Here is a 16,125-nt window from a genome sequence, read left to right as displayed (position 1 = left end):
TTATCATATCGAACCTCTTCTATTTTCGGAAGGGGTTTTTTTTAATGGAATATAGAATGAATATAGGAGACAAAGAGGAAGGGGTATTCGATGGCGATATCAGCAGAGACAAAAAATACACGGGCTCCATTCAGAGCAGATCATGTAGGGAGTTTTCTTCGTCCCAAGCGTTTAAAAGAAGCGCGTGCCCAGAGGGCAAAAGGAGAAATCAGTGCAGAACAATTGCGTCAATTGGAAGATGAGGAAATTATCAAACTGGTAGAACAGCAGAAAAAAGCAGGTCTTCAATCGGTGACAGATGGGGAGTTTCGCCGTGCCTGGTGGCATTTTGATTTTCTGGAAGGCTTCGATGGCGTGGAAGGCTATACCGCGGAGCAAGGCTTGCAATTCACTGGTGTGGAAACGAAAAAACGAGGCATTAAGGTAACCGGTAAAATTGGTTTTAGTAATCATTATATGATTGAGCATTATAAATTCCTGCATGGTATTGCCGGGGATGCGGTTGCAAAATTTGCGATTCCGAGTCCGAACATGCTCTTTTTCCGGGCGGATTTTGAAGAAGGAATTTATGAAAATGATGAAGCCATTATTGATGACCTGGTTGCTGCTTATCAAGGGGTGATTCAGGCATTATACGATGAAGGCTGCCGCTACTTACAGTTGGATGATACGTCCTGGGCAACCTTTTTCTCAGAGAAGGGCAGAAATTCGTTGCTTGAAAAAGGAAGAAATCCAGAGAAAACAGCTGAATTATGTGCGAGAGCAATCAATGAATCGATTGCGAACAGACCGGATGATATGCTGGTAACAATGCATATTTGCCGGGGGAATTTCCAATCTACCTATATGTCAAGCGGCGGTTACGAGGCGGTGTCAGAAACGATTTTTGGCGGTTTACAGGTGGATGGTCTTTTCCTGGAGTTTGATGATGACCGCTCGGGCGGATTTGAACCTTTACGCCATGTGAACCGTGATGATTTATTCATTGTGCTGGGTCTTATCACGTCTAAGTTCAGCGAGCTGGAAGATCCGGAGGCTGTTAAAGCAAGAATTACAGAAGCGGCGGGCTATGTACCGTTGAATCAGCTTTGCCTGAGTCCTCAATGCGGGTTTGCTTCCACAGAGGAAGGGAATTTATTGAGTGAGAAACAGCAATGGGAAAAAATCCGGCATGTTGTGCGAATTGCTGAAGATGTGTGGAAATAAGGGATATGAGAAAAAGGAGATTTGGAGAGGTGGGCTTTCCAAATCTCCTTTTTGCCGAACTTTTTGAATACGTACTATGAGTCATTTAGAGAAGATTGTTTTGAATGAAAATACTTTTGAGTTAATAAACCAGTATTGAAAACGGAAGCTAAGGTGATGAACAAAAATAAATTTGCCATTATGTCACTGATTCGATAAGTAAAATTAAAAAGTAAGTAAGTGTTTATGATGAATAATAATGAAACAACTGACGAAAGGATGAATTGATTTTTAAACGATTTGAACAAAAAAACGCTCCTCTCTTTGTCAACCTAATTTAAATTAAGGTTAACATGCGGGCGCGAAAAATTAAATATAAATTCTAAAAAAATTCAAACAAAGAAAGAAATCATTATAATTTTTTGATATATTAGTAATAACAATAAGGATATTCAGCTGTTTGATCATGGGAAATAAAAGAATTTATACGAATGATAGTACATCGTTTCAAATAAAAGGGAGAATGTAGAATGGAAATTCGCAGTTTGCAAAGTTCGGATTATGATGTCCTGATTCCGCAGATAAACGACTGGTGGGGCGGGCGTGATATGGCAGGGATGCTGCCTAAATTATTTTTTCAACATTTTAAGAATACCAGTTTTATCGCAGAAGAAGATGACGAGATGGTAGGTTTTTTAATTGGATTTTTATCACAGGATCAGTCAGATGAAGCATATATCCATTTTGTAGGTGTACACCCGGATTACAGAAAGAAAGACATTGGAAAAACACTTTATGAGAAATTTTTCACCAAAGTTAAAATGTCTGATCGGAAAATCATCCGCTCCATCACTTCTCCCGTGAATAAAACGTCGATTGCGTTTCATCAAAAAATGGGCTTTGTGTTGGAGCGAGGAGACAAAACAGTAGATGGTGCAGCAGTAAAAGCAAATTATGATGGGTTTGGCAATGATCGCGTTCTGTTTAAGAAAGAGCTGACATAAAAAGGGAGGAAATAAGATGAAAGCGGTTATAATGAATGAATTTGGCGGATCAGATGTGCTGCAATTCAAAGAAATACCAAAGTCGGAACCTCAAACCGATGAAATTTTAATTAAAGTGATTTATACCAGCGTGAATTATGCTGATATTAAGAATAGAACCGGCAACAAAGCGAAGGCAAATTTCCCGATGATTTTAGGATTAGATGCCGCTGGAGTAGTCGAGAAGGTTGGAGCATCTGTAGAAAGCGTCAAGCCTGGTGACCGGGTTATATGCTTTCCAAAAGGGGGCGCCTATGCGGAATATGTCCTGGCCTCGGAGTTACTTACTTTTAAAATTCCAGATGAATTAGATTTTAAAATGGCTGCAGCATGCCCGACTGTCGGCTTTTTATCTTATAAATTAACATATGATTTAGCACAAATAACTCCAGATGATACGGTTTTAGTCCATTCGTCGGCCGGTGGAGTCGGTTCAACGATTATTCAGATGGCCAAATTGCTCGGAGCCAAACGAATTATTGGTACGGTCAGCAGCCTTGAAAAAAGCAGCGTGCCGTTTGAATTAGGAGCGGATGATGTTTATACATATACAGATTTTGATGAAAAAATAAAAGAAACAACAGATCGTAAAGGTGTAGACGTTATTTTTGATTCGCAGGCTGGAGAGATAACCGAAAGAAGTATGAAGGTTTTATCGCATTTTGGCAAGCTGGTTCATTTTGGGAATTCATCAGGCAGTATTGGAAATTTTAATACAAAGGAAGTGCACGCGAGCTGCCGGTCTGTACTGGGGTTCAGCTTAGGTACGACAAGAAAAGAAAGGCCGGAGACATTGGAAGCCGTATCTCAAAATGTCCTTGAATTAATAGTGAACGGAAAATTAGAAATAAAAGTCGGTACAGTGTTTCCTCTTGAAAAAATAGCGGAAGCACATGATTTTATCAGCAGCAGGAAGAGTACTGGGAAGATATTGATTCATGTTTCTGATTGATGGGAATGCGATGAGGAGTAAGAGAAGAAATAATGTCTTAACTGGAAGAATGTAAGATTTTAATCATGTAGAAGCTACTATTGACGTCTATTGGAGGAAGCAGGATGATACGAAAACTGACAAAAGAGGATCATGCAAAAGTAATGGAGTTAGTTGAGCCTAAGGCTGCAGAAAATTTGTTTATTATTGGAGACATTGAAGCGTTTGGCTATGACTCAGATATTCAAGATGTCTGGGGAGAATGGAAACAGGAAGATTTAATCGCTGTTCTCCTGCGCTATCGTGAGAATTTCATTATTTACAGTGAAGGGGAGTATGATGTAAAAGGGTTTGCGGAGAGGACTAACGACTATAAACAGCGGTGCAATGTGAGTGGTCTGAAACTGGCTGTCACCCCTTTGCTTAAACACATGGATAAAGTCATTCGTGTACATAGAGAAATGTATTATGCAGCTTGTGAAGAATTAAGCTACACAACGACTTTAGAACAAGCTGAGCAGGTAGAATATTTGCAGCCTGTTGATTATGAAGAGAACATCAAAATGCTGGAGTCTATTCCGGAATTTGCAGCAAGTAATATAACTGTTGAATCGAGGGAGCATGCAGAGAAAAATAAGACAGGACGCACCTATTTTATTCGTGATGAGGAAGGGACGATGGTTGCATCTGCATCGACGACCGCTGAAAATTCCCATTCTGCCATGATCGTTGCTGTTTGTACGCGCCCAGGGTATGAGCGTCAAGGCTATGCAACGAAGTGTATGGAGAAATTATGCACTGCATTATTAGCAGAGGGGAAGTCGCTTTGTCTTTTTTATGATAACCCTGCGGCTGGAAGCATTTATAAACGAATGGGCTTTAAAGATATTGGGATGTGGACGATGATTCGTTATGAAGCGGAATAGGTTTTGCGATTTAATCAGAATAGGGGGCTGGTTCATTTGAAGATTATTTCGTTTGAGCAAGAATCCGGTGTATCGATGGATTCAGAGACAACGAAATTTACTGCGCATCGTCTTTTATTTGATGCCGATGATATAAGAATGAGTTATATGTATTTAAGAATAGAGGATAACATTCCTTTCCACGAAGCACAGGCGGATCAGCTTTTCATGATTGTATCTGGAGAAGGCTGGGTCTGCGGCGAGGAGGAGAACAAAATCCCTCTGACTGCCGGTAAAGCAGCATTTTGGGAAAAAGGAGCGCTTCATGCTGCAGGAACAGATTCTCAGATGACTGTTTTATGTGTGGAGGGGAAGCATTTAAACACAGAAAACATGCCTATATTAAAGAATGCTGTAACAGGTTATTAATTGATTATTTTTTCTATATAAAGGAGTATGCATTTTAAATTTCCTATGCACTCCTTTATTTGTTTTGGTGAAGATTTAGACAGGTGCACTTTTCAAACGACAAAAGAGTGATTATTATAATAAAGTAATAGCAATCATACAAAAGTGAGTGGTAAACGTGAATGAAGAGAAACGAATTTTAATTATTGAAGATGATCAGGAAATCAGCAAACTGCAGCAGGTAATTTTAACAAAAATGGGGATGGCGCCAGTTTCTGCTTATTCAGGGACAGAAGGTCTGCTGCAGCTGAAAAGCAATCCATTCGATTTGATTTTATTAGATTTGATGCTGCCGGGGATAAGCGGCGAAGAATTTATTACCCAGGTCAGAGAGGAAAGCGCAATCCCCATTATTGTGATTTCCGCAAAGGTTGGAATAGAGGATAAAGTCCAAGTCTTGAAAATGGGAGCCGATGATTATATAACCAAGCCATTTCACCAGAAAGAAGTAGAAGCCCGTGTAGAGGTTCAGCTGCGAAAATCGATTGGCCAGCCCTCACAAAAAGACGAAAAGGTATGGCGTGGTCTGACTATCTTTCCTGAAAAGCTGTCTGTCACACTAGAGAACAAATCATTGCAGGTAACCAATGCGGAGTTTGATATTTTGTTCTTATTTATGAGTCATCCGGAGCATGCTTTTTCTAAAAGAGAGATTTACGAAAAAATTTGGAAAGGCACGTATGTCGGGGATGATAATACCATTAGTGTCCATATCTCCAATCTGCGCAGAAAAATGGCTGAAGTCACACCTGAAGAGTATATCAGAACCATTTGGGGTGTCGGGTTCATGCTGGTTTGATTCTGTTCTGTCTTTCTTTATGAATTCTTTATGATTTGCTTAAAGGATTTTAATGGCTCTTGCGCTAAACTGGAAACAAGAAAATAGAGTGAAGGAGCCGAGAAAATGAGTGCTGTTATTCAGACGTATACATTAACTAAGAAATTTAAGCAGGAAGAAGTCATTAAACCGCTTGATTTTTCTGTAGGAAAAGGAGAGATTTGTGCCTTAATTGGTAAAAATGGTGCTGGTAAATCGACTATTTTTAAAATGCTTGCAGGGCAGTTAACGCCGACAACGGGAGAAATTTACTTGTTTGGTAAGTCCGGCAAAGAAATGATGCAGGCGAAAAAAAGAATGGGATTTATGATAGAGACGCCGGTCTTTTTCCCGGATTTTACAGCAATTCAAAACCTGGAGTACTTCCGGATTCAAAGGGGAGTTGCGGAAAAGAAGCGGATATATGACGTATTGGAAATTGTCGGGCTGGCCAATCAAAAGAAGAAAAAATTTAGAGAATACTCTATGGGGATGAAGCAGCGGCTGGGAATCGCGCTTTCTCTTTTAAGCAGCCCGGATTGTTTAGTGCTTGATGAACCAATTAATGGTTTAGATGCGGAAGGTATTACGGAAATTCGCAGGTTATTGATCCGGTTAAATCAAGAAAAGCAAATAACCATCTTGATTTCCAGCCATATTTTAACGGAATTGCAGCTGTTGGCAACGCGGTTTGTATTTATCAAAAACGGGGTGATTGTCGAGGATGTAAGCAAGCAGCTTCTGGATGAAAAAAGCAGGAAACAAATCCATTTAAAGGTGGATGACACAGCCAAGACAGCACAGCTATTAGAACGCACTTATGAGGATATCCAATATAAATCCCTTCCTGACCAGGTTATCACGATACAAAACCACATTGAGAAGGCTGGAGAAATAAACCGCCTTTTAATCAAAAATGATGTATTGGTGATGGAATTCCGGCTAGAAGCACTGAATTTAGAGGAATATTTCTTAGGTTTAGTGGAGGGGGGTGGCGAAAAATGATTAACTATTTGAAAAGTGAAAACTACCGTATATTGCATAGGAAAAGCTTATATCTCACTACTGCTATCTTTTTTCTCCTAATTACAGGTGCTGCATTTTGTTTATATTTTTTTAGCAGTGTAGATGCAGATTTCCGTTACGGCACAAGCAGCTTTTTCTATTCGAATGTCATTGGTATGGGGATACAAATAATTATTATCTCTTATTTGTATAATAGCATATTGACTGGTAAGGATATTATGCTGACAAAACAGGCAATTTCTTTCGGTATCTCTCGAAGCGTCATCTTCTGGTCAAAATTGCTTGTGACGCTAGGTTATTTTTGGTTGGTTTGTGCAGCAGGTTTACTTCTGATGATAGGATTAGGGCAGAGTCTTTTTGCGGAGGACCAAGGAGTAGTCAGCAATTTCTTCATTGCAAGCTTTAATATGCTGCCGATTGTGCTCAGCGGTTTTATTTTGATACATGCATTAAAAATGCTGAAAATCGCTGATATATATAATATCATTATTGTCGCAGTTATCTATATTTTTTTCGATGATGTGTTGCGCCTTATTTTCCGTCAGGTGAATGGATTAAATGAGTTATATACATTTGCTCCAGGTGCGTTATTGACGGATAATTTAATGCACTTTATGAATCAATCTGTACAATTGGATTATCGTTATTGGGTGACCGGTGCTGTCATTAGCATCATTGCTTTGTGGATAGGAGCGGGCAGATTTACGAAACAGGATATGGATTAAGGAGGAGGGGTGACAGTGAGCAGCTGGTTGATTATTGTTATATTGAGTATATTATTAGTCGTTTGTATCAGCATGCTGCTGTTACTTTATTGGGATATCAGAAGGATAACCAGTCAGCTCAAAGGCATTAATGAGAACTTTGGCACAAACGAACTAATCCGTACAAATACACACAGCAGAGGTTTGCTCCGGTTTATTGAAAATATCAATCAGTTAATTCATCTATTTAAGCAGGATCAACAGCGTAAGCAAAGGAGAGAAGAAGCATTAAAGCAGGAAATCACCAATCTCTCACATGATTTAAGAACGCCGTTAACATCAATAAAAGGATTTTCTGAATTGATGGCAGATCCCTCTTTGTCGGATGCAGAAAAAAAAGATTTTTTGGCTATTATTCAAAAGAAAATTGATCATTTAACGATGATGGTGGATCAGTTTTATGAGCTTTCCCAAATAGAATCTTCGGACCAGAAATTCAGTATCCAGCAGGTATCTTTGAATCAGCTGGTAGTGGATACGATGCTGCTGTTTTACCATGATTTTGAGAAAAATAAGCTGCAGATAGAAATAGACGAGACGGCTGTACCCCCCATTTTAGCAGATGAAAAAGCAGTCCATCGGATTATCAGTAATATTGTTCAAAATGCGTTACGATATGCGGAAAGTTATTTTACCATCAGGCTGGCAGAAGAAGAGGAATGTGTCAGGCTGGAAGCAGAAAATGATATCACCGTATTGGATGACAAAACGGAACTCCATCGGATTTTTGACCGGTCGTATCGGATGGACAGCAGCAGAGCTGGCGGACAGCTAGGATTAGGCTTGCATATTGTCAGGCAATTGGTTATGAAATTAGGTGGTCAGATAGACGCTAAGCTGGAGGATAATAAATTTCAGCTTGTTGTATTATTCAAGAAGTGGTCATAAATCGCATGGAATAAATAATCGCAGGGCGACTAGGGGCAATTCACAGATTTTCATAGAATGATTTCCCGGGTTTTCTTTAAAAAAGTATATAACATGGGTGCTGCCACAGTATTTTGTACTGTGGCATGTTAAATGGGCATTTATACCTTTTTTTCTCTTTCTCTCTAGTCAACCAGTTGTTCTCTCCGTATAATATATGTATAACGTTTACATTAAAAAAGAAGGGAGAGGGAGCTTTATTTTGAAAAATTATATCTTTGGAGCTGGATTCATTATTATTTTATTTTTAGCCGGGTGCTCCGAGCCTGAGGCTGCAGAGGTTTTGGAGGAAATGGAGCAGTTGGAGCAGGATATGACCTCGTTAGACGTGAAGTTTGAAGAAAATATCGAAGGCGAAACGTTATCGGGGAATGGCGTGTTTGACTTTGAAAAGGATATCGATTATTACAACCTGGGGAACTTTGCTCTGTATAGAGACAATAGTGACTTTTTGATGGAAACTGCTGAAGGGGAGGTCATGGAGAGCTTTGCAACAACAACCGCTGATCAGGAGGAACTCGAACATATCTTTAATAATCAATTAGGCAGGATGAAAATGCCATTTGCCTTTTTCGTATCCATAGACCCGGATATTCATAACAAATTTGATATGGAAGCAAGAGATGAAGATTATGTCCTTACATACAATGGGGATGAAACAGATATCGAAGAGTTAGGCAGAGGAATCGCGGAACAAACACTCCGAATTACCGAGGGCTCGGAAAGAGTGGATTTTGACCCCGCCGATTTTGACATTGATAAATTCACACTTGAAATGGTTATTGAAAAAGAGACCCATCATCTGCAGGAAATGGAACAGGAATTTACGTATACGTTTCATGATTTGACGAATGATCAGAATTATTTGTATACATACTCTAATCATAATGATGCTGAACCAATTGAAATTCCGGCAGTCACTGTGACAGCAGAGGATACAGAGCCCGCAGATGCGGAAACAACAGATATAAGCGAGGAAGAGAGGGAAACACTGGAAACAGGAGCATCGGATTATTTGGATGCACTTATTCAGGCGACGGTCTTCCAGGATGCGGAAGCCTCTATCGAGCGTTTGCCAGACACTTATTCGGAAGAAGAGAAAACAACAGAAGCTGAGACACAGCGGGATATGTTCAAGGATATATATATCCAAAACACGGAACGAAATATGCAAGGGACCAATGTGGCAGAACAAGAAATTATCGAATTAGCGGATGCTGTGATGTATGCATTGTCTACTGCGGATTATGAGATTGTTGAAGCACAGGCGGAATCGGCAGATAGTATTATGGTTACGGTTTCCATAGAAGGAATCAGTGATACGTCCATTTATCAGGAAGTAGACCAGGAATTGCTTGAGCTTATTGAAAATGGTGACATTACACGTGAAGAAGTTGATTCGAAAACCATCGAGCTGTTGATTGAAAAATATAATGCCATCGATACGCTCCTGCCTCCTGTAGAGCTTACTGTTCATGTGATGCAAAATCCTGATGGCAGCTATGTCGTTATCGCGCAGGATCAATATTTAGCAGGATTTTTTCAATAAAGGATAACGAATGCCTTAGTTGGGGCTGGGACTGCGATTACTCGCCCCATCAAAACCGACTTGGTACCTAAAAATTTTTACTACATTGAAATTCTTCTTCGTTAAAATTTTATGCTTTCCTAACGTGTAAATAAAAGATAAGGCGGCTGGAATAGATACTTTCCAGCCGCCTTATCTTTAATCGATATTATATTCAATCAGGCTTTCTGCAAGAATCCCCAATCGTCTTAATCAATAATATACATTTTTTCAATAATAGCTATAACATCTTCCTCCTCACCAGGCTCAATGGTGACCGTCTCGGTATTTTCAATCATCTCTCGCATATCTTCCTTTACCTCTTCTAAATCAACATCATCCGGACGAGGCATTCCTCCGTACCAGCGATTTCCATATGGAATGTCATATACATTAATGGTACCGTCTCCATTTCCGCTATACGTAATCATGCCATCTGCGATACGGGAACCGGAGACCTGAATCACCTCTTCCGGGTAGCTGATATCATTTTCTTCATCGTTGGGATCAAGCGGGGTGCCGGCTGGAATATGTTCGACGTATAGTTCATCGATATCTTGATTTGGCCCAAGCTGCAGCCAGACGCGGGCATACTCAATTTCTTCGGAAGAATAGTCCGATAATGCCTGATCGTTCCCCGCTTCTTCGTCTTCCGAAGAACTATCGTTACTTTCTTCCTCTTCAACAGAGCTATCTTCCGAAGCATCTGTTTCTGCTTCATCACTTGACTGATCATCAGAGTCATTTTCGGAGGAATCTTCCGATGAGTTATCTGATTCTGAAGGGTCTTCTGATTCCTCTCCATCCGGTAAGTCTTCATCGTCTGCTGTACCCGGTTCTTCAGTAGTTTTATCTGTGGCAGAACCAGAGTTATCTTCATTATTTGTATTGTCTGAACAGGCAATAAGCAAAAAAATGAGAGGCAGCAGAAGACTGTAGCAGGAGAATTTTATATGTTTTTTCATTTTTAGACTTTCCTTCCTTTTGTGTAATTTCAATTCAATAAATAGGTAAGTATGTTAAATTAATCATAAAGTATTCTAGCCGGGTTGTAAAACTTCGATAGTCAAAGTAAATGGACATATAGAATTGTAAAAACTATTGGGAACGGGTTTGGCGACAGGAGCATAAAAAGAAATATTTGCACTAGAAAGAAATACGCAGGATTTTAACCAGGTACGGGCTTTGTTTTGAAGAAAAATACAGTGGCAGCAGAAGCGATAAAAAATGGAATCAGGCTGTGAAGGAATTTTTAAAGAAGATGTTTTCAGGCAGGGAAATGATGAAGATATAAAGCGGACAGGGCTTCTTTGACCCTCGTCTGTTTTTAGTATAATGGATAGCAACAAACATTTCCATATAAATATGAAAAAAGGGAAGCGGTTTTACAACTAGGCAACAAAAAAGCTGAGTCAACTGGTCACTCAGCCCTTTCGTAAAGATGCTACCTTTTTCGTTTGTTTTTCTTATTGTCTAAGTTCAGAAATTCACTATTTTCACTCGCAAACTCTGTATCATTGCCTGTCTTATTGTGTTTATTGCGATTATTTTGCTTTCCTTTATCCTTGTTGCGATTTTTATTTTGCTCAGACATGGGGGCACCTCCTGTAAGTAAATATGGTGATTACAATCACCAATGAAGCTAGTTTAACCATATAACGATAAATTATAAGCGAGCACGAATGATAAACTGCGGTTTTAGGTATCTATTAGAAAAAAAGTGAAATCTATGGCATAATAAGATATCGAACGAATGTTTCTAATATAAAAAAATGATAGCGAAAAACCAGCTGATATGGCTTTTAAGGAAAGGCGATGAATTCGAAATGGGAGTCCGATTAATCTTAGCAGAGAAACCATCTGTCGCAAAAAATATTGCAGATGCATTAAATATAAAATCGAAGAAAGACGGCTATTTTGAAGGGGAGCGCTATGTGATTACCTGGGCATTTGGCCATCTTGTCGAGCTGTATGATGCAAAGGACTATGATGGGAAAATGCGAAGCTGGAAAATGGATAATTTTCCTTTTATCCCTTCTGAATTTAAATATAAAGTGAAAAGCAATCCAAGAAATCGGGCGCAGACAGATGGCGGAGCTGCAAAACAGTTAAAAACGATTCATGCTTTAATGAAGCGGAATGATGTGGACGAAATTATTTCAGCATGTGATTATGACCGGGAAGGACAGCTGATTGCAGACAGTATCATCTATCGGGGCGGGGTGAAGCCAAAGGCAGCTGTATATCGCCTGCTTTTAAATGAATGGACGCAAAATGAAGTACTGCAAGGCCTGGAAAATCTCCAATCAAACGATAGGATGAAGCCGTTGCGCGATGCGGGAATCAGCAGACAATGGGCAGATTGGGTTATCGGTATTAACCTGACATCCGTGGCAACGTTAAAATATCAGCAGGGTAAAAGCAAAGCGTTAAATATAGGCCGGGTGCTACTCCCAACTCTAAAAATAATCTATGACCGCGATCAAGAGATTGAAAATTTTAAGCCAGAGGATTATTTTAAACTGACTGCAACCTTTCAAACGGCGGCTAACCACGAATACGAAGGGACTTATGTCGAAAACAAAGAGGATAAATTTAAGAAAAAAGAGTTATTGGAGCCAATTAACGAAGCGATTCAGAACAAACAAGCCATAATTACCGATAAGCAGGTGGAAAAGAAAAAGGAATTTCCGCCGTTTCTATTCAATTTATCCAATTTGCAAGGGTTTATAACGAATAAGTTCAAGGGATGGACATCTGATAAGGTATTAAAGGTGGCTCAGTTACTTTATGAGAAAAAACTGATTACCTATCCGCGAACTGCGAGTACTGCCTTAGAAGAAAGCCTGGTTGGAAAAACAGCCCATGTCTTAAAGGTGCATTCCGAAGAGCTTCCTTATAAGGATGAAATGAAGTTTATGAAAACAAAGCGTGTCTTTAATAACGCAAAAGTGGAAAGTCACAGCGCAATCATTCCCACTTATATGAAGCCTAAACGGCTCTCGGCAGATGAAGGAATTGTCTACACAGCCATCAAAAACCGCTTTATTATGCAATTTATGCCGATAGCAGAATATGAAGAGACAAAGCTGACTACCAAAATTCTGGATGTGGATTTATCTGGTGTTTTCCATTCAAAAGGGAAGGTACAGCTGGTAGAAGGATGGAAAAAGGTAGAGAATATCCAATCTAAGGATACCCTGCTGCCATCGGTGGAGAAGCAGGAGCGTGTCCAGGTGAGCGATTCTGAGGTCACTTCCCATGTTACCAAGCCGCCGAAGCATCATACTGAAAGAACCTTGCTGCGTGTCATGGAAACATGCGGGAAAAGCTACCAGGAGGATGAAAGCGAGGAGCTGATGGGCAGTATTTTGACCGGTTTTAGTATTGGCACTGCTGCAACAAGAGCTGAAACCATTAAAAAGTTGAAGGATATAGGCTATATTACAACGGAAAGTAAGCATTTGCTTTGTACAGAGCTTGGTAAACGGCTGGTTACCACTTTTCCTGTAAAAGATTTATTTGATTTAGAGTTCACCGGACGTCTTGAAAAAGCCTTATCGGATATTCAAAAAGGAAAAGCGGGCAAGCAGGAATTTCTCCGGCTCGTTTTTCATTTTACATCAGAATCCGTTGAAACAATCAAGCATGGAGAGGACGTTATTATCAATAAGGTAACGCAGACACGGGCAACCAATGAAGTAGTGGGAACCTGTCCGCAGTGCGGAGGCAAGGTAATAGATGGCTATAAAGCCTTTAACTGCAGCAACCGGAAGCAGGGCTGTACATTTGCCATTTGGAAAAATGATAAATATTTAGCTTCGATGCGGAAGAAGCCGACGAAAACCATGGTGAAAAAACTGTTGAAGGATAAGAAAGTCTTTGTGAAAGGTCTGACAAGTAAAAAAGGAAAGAAATTCAATGCTTATTTAAGCTATGAAAAGAATAAAGAAAATGACTACTACAGCTGGAATATGGAGTTTTCAAAGTAGGTTCTTCGAAGTTTTCAAGCTTTTAAAGTGAAAGTAGTGTATACTAAAGAGTAGAGGTAGCATTATTTAATAAACGGAGATTTTAAGAATGATATTTACCATGCTAAATTTTCCTCTAGACAGGATGACAAACATGAAAAAAGTTATCGTAAGTACAAAGGAAAATCTGGATTATGGTACTTTAATATGGATTTACGCAAACAACCGTAAAGTTTATCGCAGCAGTAAAAGCATTGATTCCGAAATGCCGTTCCATCATTACGATTCGCATTATATGGGAATGATGGAAGAACTGTACAGAGATCAGGAAAAACATCCCCTTTTATTTAAACAAATGATTGAGGAATCGAACCGGATTTTTGGCGTTTGCCTGAATAAACGCCGTAATGAGGATGGTTCCAGAGATATGAAGGTTCTTTTCTTTTCAGATTGGGACAGCGTCCAGGACTTTGCTGAAGATACTTATCCAAAGCTTGTAAAAGCAGAAGTAAAGCGAAGGAAAGAAGCCAAACAAAAATGGCTGGAAAGAGGGAAGCTCTTCTCCGAAAAGAAAAAAATGTCACAATAGATGTTACTGCAATGCAGTCTGGCTGCTCCATGAGGTATTTTACTTTATGGGGCAGCTTTTTTATGTGGAGATAGTTGTTAAGAAAGCATAGCACGTTTCATTTTTTTATAATAAAGAAGATTAATAGCGCGATATATAATTAAACAGTATACTGAAAAGTAGAAGTATTATTTAAATTCACTTGATCTTAATGGTTCATTGGATTGCTTAAACAAATAAGAGCAGGGGGGATTTATTTGGAAAGGAAATACAATGATTTAATTGGAGATATGATTAAAGAGAACGATTATAGCTATGAAAAGAATTTGCCGGGAAAGGGAAAACCGCTAACGAAGGATTATATGGAAAAGGATACGTTCCAGCATTTTCAAAAAATAGCGAAGGATGCAGGCTATTTACCGCCATGGTTGAAGCTGCAAAAGGAAATCAGTGTATTTGTACAGGAAGCTCAAACTGAAAAGGATATTAAGAAAATAAATAAACAAATAAAAATGCATAATCGCATTTGTCCGCCTCCAATGCAAAAGAGCTTTATCAGTTTAACTGATTTGGAAAACGCAAAAAAAGTGTGGTGAATATAAACAACTGGACTTGCAAGATATATCTTACCTTTGCAAGTCCAGTTATTTTCTGTAGAGTTATTCTACTTTCTTCCCTTTTTTATAAACAATTTTATCCGCTTGGACAGCTTTGATATCCTCCAATGGATTTTCTTCAATAATAATAAAATCAGCAAGCTTGCCTGTCTCAATAGAGCCTGCATAATCATTTATTTTCAACAGTTCTGCTGCATTGATAGAAGCTGATTGTAATACCTGCAATGGTGTTAAACCAGCATCGACCATCTGTTCAAGCTCTTGAGAGGGCCCTTTCTCAAAGTCATTATAAGCAGTTCCGGAGTCTGTCCCCATTGCGATTTTAATTCCAGCCTTCGCTGCTTTGCCAATACTTTCAATATGTGCTTCTTGAACAGCAAGTGATTTTTTTACCATAAAATCAGGCAGTTTTTCCGGATGTTGATTGATTGCCCAAGGTGCCATTAAGGTTGGAACAAGATAAGTATCATTATCCAGCATCATCTGGATGGCTTCATCATCTAAATAAATCCCATGTTCAATCGAATCTACTCCAGCACGGATGGCGTTTTTGATTCCTTCTGTTCCTTGAGCATGTGCACAGGCAGTATAGCCTTTATGATGTGCCTCGTCCACCGCAGCACGCATTTCCTCGACGCTAAGCTGAACATCATTAGGTGTTTCCCCATCCATACTGACGCCGCCGGTTGCCATGACTTTAATATTTCGTGCTCCATTTTTAATATTGGTGCGGGCATGTTTACGAATCTCATCTACGCCGTCCGACTCCCATCCGAGTTCTACGCCATGCCCGCCTGTCATTACGATGGCAGGACCGGATCCGATAATTCCAGGGGCTGTTATTTTATTTTCTTTTTCTAATTTAGATAACTGTAAATCAATGTTGTCAGAAGAACCAACATCACGTATATACGTAACGCCGTGTTTTAAAAGTTTATTCAGGTTATCAATTGCAATATACGTGTTTACGACGGCTCCCGTCTGAGATGCATTGACCGAAGAAAGGCCGCCGATTTTGAAGAAAGGATCTAAGATAATATGCGTGTGGGCGTTGATTAAGCCGGGCATGACATATTTCCCTTTTAAGTCGATCGTTTCATCTGCGTTTGCTGTTTCTTTGTTGATAAATTGGCCTGCTTCTGTATCTACAGCAAAGTCAATCCCTTCAAAATCCGTATTTTTGCCGGTAAACACCTTGGCATTTTTAAATAAGATGGTTGTCATTCTTGTCTCTCCTCGTGATAGGTTTTTCTAAGGGTGTGTGAAATATTTTAGAATAAAGAACAATATATCATAAAAAGAGAAGAAATTGTGAGAAAAAGTTCTAGTTAAATTG

16 protein-coding genes are annotated in these 16,125 nt (G+C 39.5%); 13 read left to right on the top strand and 3 right to left on the bottom strand.

Going from position 1 to position 16,125, the window contains the following annotated elements; all coding sequences use genetic code 11:
• Positions 1-90 precede the first annotated feature (90 nt).
• The 10 genes from ACZSMY_RS07090 to ACZSMY_RS07045 all read left to right on the top strand — a co-directional run bounded on the left by ACZSMY_RS07090 (position 91) and on the right by ACZSMY_RS07045 (position 9,615).
• Positions 91-1,206, top strand: a complete 1,116-nt coding sequence (locus ACZSMY_RS07090) for a 5-methyltetrahydropteroyltriglutamate--homocysteine S-methyltransferase (RefSeq protein WP_289585201.1) — start codon at positions 91-93, stop codon at positions 1,204-1,206.
• A gap of 509 nt (positions 1,207-1,715) precedes the next feature.
• Positions 1,716-2,189 (top strand): GNAT family N-acetyltransferase, encoded by a 474-nt coding sequence (locus tag ACZSMY_RS07085; protein ID WP_465147601.1) that lies wholly within the window; start codon positions 1,716-1,718, stop codon positions 2,187-2,189.
• 16 nt (positions 2,190-2,205) lie between these two features.
• Complete coding sequence (locus ACZSMY_RS07080) at positions 2,206-3,180, top strand: quinone oxidoreductase family protein (protein WP_193064577.1); 975 nt, start codon at positions 2,206-2,208, stop codon at positions 3,178-3,180.
• Between the two features lie 104 nt (positions 3,181-3,284).
• A complete protein-coding gene (locus tag ACZSMY_RS07075) occupies positions 3,285-4,085 on the top strand; it encodes a GNAT family N-acetyltransferase (protein ID WP_465147600.1) in 801 nt (266 codons plus the stop codon).
• A gap of 36 nt (positions 4,086-4,121) precedes the next feature.
• Entirely contained in the window at positions 4,122-4,493 is a 372-nt protein-coding gene (locus ACZSMY_RS07070) for a cupin domain-containing protein (protein WP_042533537.1), read from the top strand.
• 157 nt (positions 4,494-4,650) lie between these two features.
• Entirely contained in the window at positions 4,651-5,331 is a 681-nt protein-coding gene (locus ACZSMY_RS07065; protein ID WP_465147599.1) for a response regulator transcription factor, read from the top strand.
• Positions 5,332-5,436: 105 nt separating this feature from the next.
• Complete coding sequence (locus tag ACZSMY_RS07060; RefSeq protein ID WP_212929374.1) at positions 5,437-6,354, top strand: ATP-binding cassette domain-containing protein; 918 nt, start codon at positions 5,437-5,439, stop codon at positions 6,352-6,354.
• A complete protein-coding gene (locus ACZSMY_RS07055; RefSeq protein ID WP_465147598.1) occupies positions 6,351-7,100 on the top strand; it encodes an ABC transporter permease in 750 nt (249 codons plus the stop codon). The genes ACZSMY_RS07060 and ACZSMY_RS07055 overlap by 4 nt, the downstream gene beginning before the upstream one ends.
• A 15-nt stretch (positions 7,101-7,115) precedes the next feature.
• Positions 7,116-8,027 (top strand): sensor histidine kinase, encoded by a 912-nt coding sequence (locus ACZSMY_RS07050; protein WP_042533541.1) that lies wholly within the window; start codon positions 7,116-7,118, stop codon positions 8,025-8,027.
• A 241-nt stretch (positions 8,028-8,268) separates the two neighbouring features.
• Complete coding sequence (locus tag ACZSMY_RS07045) at positions 8,269-9,615, top strand: DUF6612 family protein (protein ID WP_289585198.1); 1,347 nt, start codon at positions 8,269-8,271, stop codon at positions 9,613-9,615.
• 227 nt (positions 9,616-9,842) lie between these two features.
• Here ACZSMY_RS07045 and ACZSMY_RS07040 read toward each other — a convergent pair whose 3' ends face one another.
• Both ACZSMY_RS07040 and ACZSMY_RS07035 read right to left on the bottom strand, forming a co-directional pair.
• Positions 9,843-10,598 (bottom strand): hypothetical protein, encoded by a 756-nt coding sequence (locus tag ACZSMY_RS07040; RefSeq protein ID WP_042533543.1) that lies wholly within the window; start codon positions 10,596-10,598, stop codon positions 9,843-9,845.
• A gap of 479 nt (positions 10,599-11,077) precedes the next feature.
• A complete protein-coding gene (locus ACZSMY_RS07035; protein ID WP_175297047.1) occupies positions 11,078-11,227 on the bottom strand; it encodes a hypothetical protein in 150 nt (49 codons plus the stop codon).
• Positions 11,228-11,459: 232 nt separating this feature from the next.
• On the opposite strand from ACZSMY_RS07035, the gene ACZSMY_RS07030 reads away from it, so the two are divergent.
• The 3 genes from ACZSMY_RS07030 to ACZSMY_RS07020 all read left to right on the top strand — a co-directional run bounded on the left by ACZSMY_RS07030 (position 11,460) and on the right by ACZSMY_RS07020 (position 14,768).
• On the top strand, positions 11,460-13,625 hold the full coding sequence (locus ACZSMY_RS07030; RefSeq protein ID WP_289585197.1) for a DNA topoisomerase: 2,166 nt from the start codon (positions 11,460-11,462) through the stop codon (positions 13,623-13,625).
• A 133-nt stretch (positions 13,626-13,758) separates the two neighbouring features.
• Entirely contained in the window at positions 13,759-14,193 is a 435-nt protein-coding gene (locus tag ACZSMY_RS07025; protein WP_042533545.1) for a hypothetical protein, read from the top strand.
• A 236-nt stretch (positions 14,194-14,429) separates the two neighbouring features.
• Complete coding sequence (locus ACZSMY_RS07020) at positions 14,430-14,768, top strand: DnaJ family domain-containing protein (protein ID WP_052485037.1); 339 nt, start codon at positions 14,430-14,432, stop codon at positions 14,766-14,768.
• A 63-nt stretch (positions 14,769-14,831) separates the two neighbouring features.
• On the opposite strand, the gene ACZSMY_RS07015 is transcribed toward ACZSMY_RS07020, so the two are convergent.
• A complete protein-coding gene (locus ACZSMY_RS07015; RefSeq protein ID WP_212929312.1) occupies positions 14,832-16,013 on the bottom strand; it encodes a metal-dependent hydrolase family protein in 1,182 nt (393 codons plus the stop codon).
• Between the last annotated feature and the right edge of the window lie 112 nt (positions 16,014-16,125).

The organism is Oceanobacillus sp. B139/18 (assembly GCF_055524595.1).
This window is presented reverse-complemented; position numbering and strand designations above follow the sequence as displayed.

Coding starts and splice junctions, on each gene's coding strand:
- ACZSMY_RS07040 (WP_042533543.1), bottom strand. CDS start 10,598: ATGAAAAAACATATAAAATTCTCCTGCTACAGTCTTCTGCTGCCTCTC.
- ACZSMY_RS07015 (WP_212929312.1), bottom strand. CDS start 16,013: ATGACAACCATCTTATTTAAAAATGCCAAGGTGTTTACCGGCAAAAAT.
- ACZSMY_RS07090 (WP_289585201.1), top strand. CDS start 91: ATGGCGATATCAGCAGAGACAAAAAATACACGGGCTCCATTCAGAGCA.
- ACZSMY_RS07085 (WP_465147601.1), top strand. CDS start 1,716: ATGGAAATTCGCAGTTTGCAAAGTTCGGATTATGATGTCCTGATTCCG.
- ACZSMY_RS07060 (WP_212929374.1), top strand. CDS start 5,437: ATGAGTGCTGTTATTCAGACGTATACATTAACTAAGAAATTTAAGCAG.
- ACZSMY_RS07030 (WP_289585197.1), top strand. CDS start 11,460: ATGGGAGTCCGATTAATCTTAGCAGAGAAACCATCTGTCGCAAAAAAT.
- ACZSMY_RS07035 (WP_175297047.1), bottom strand. CDS start 11,227: ATGTCTGAGCAAAATAAAAATCGCAACAAGGATAAAGGAAAGCAAAAT.
- ACZSMY_RS07080 (WP_193064577.1), top strand. CDS start 2,206: ATGAAAGCGGTTATAATGAATGAATTTGGCGGATCAGATGTGCTGCAA.
- ACZSMY_RS07075 (WP_465147600.1), top strand. CDS start 3,285: ATGATACGAAAACTGACAAAAGAGGATCATGCAAAAGTAATGGAGTTA.
- ACZSMY_RS07025 (WP_042533545.1), top strand. CDS start 13,759: ATGAAAAAAGTTATCGTAAGTACAAAGGAAAATCTGGATTATGGTACT.
- ACZSMY_RS07055 (WP_465147598.1), top strand. CDS start 6,351: ATGATTAACTATTTGAAAAGTGAAAACTACCGTATATTGCATAGGAAA.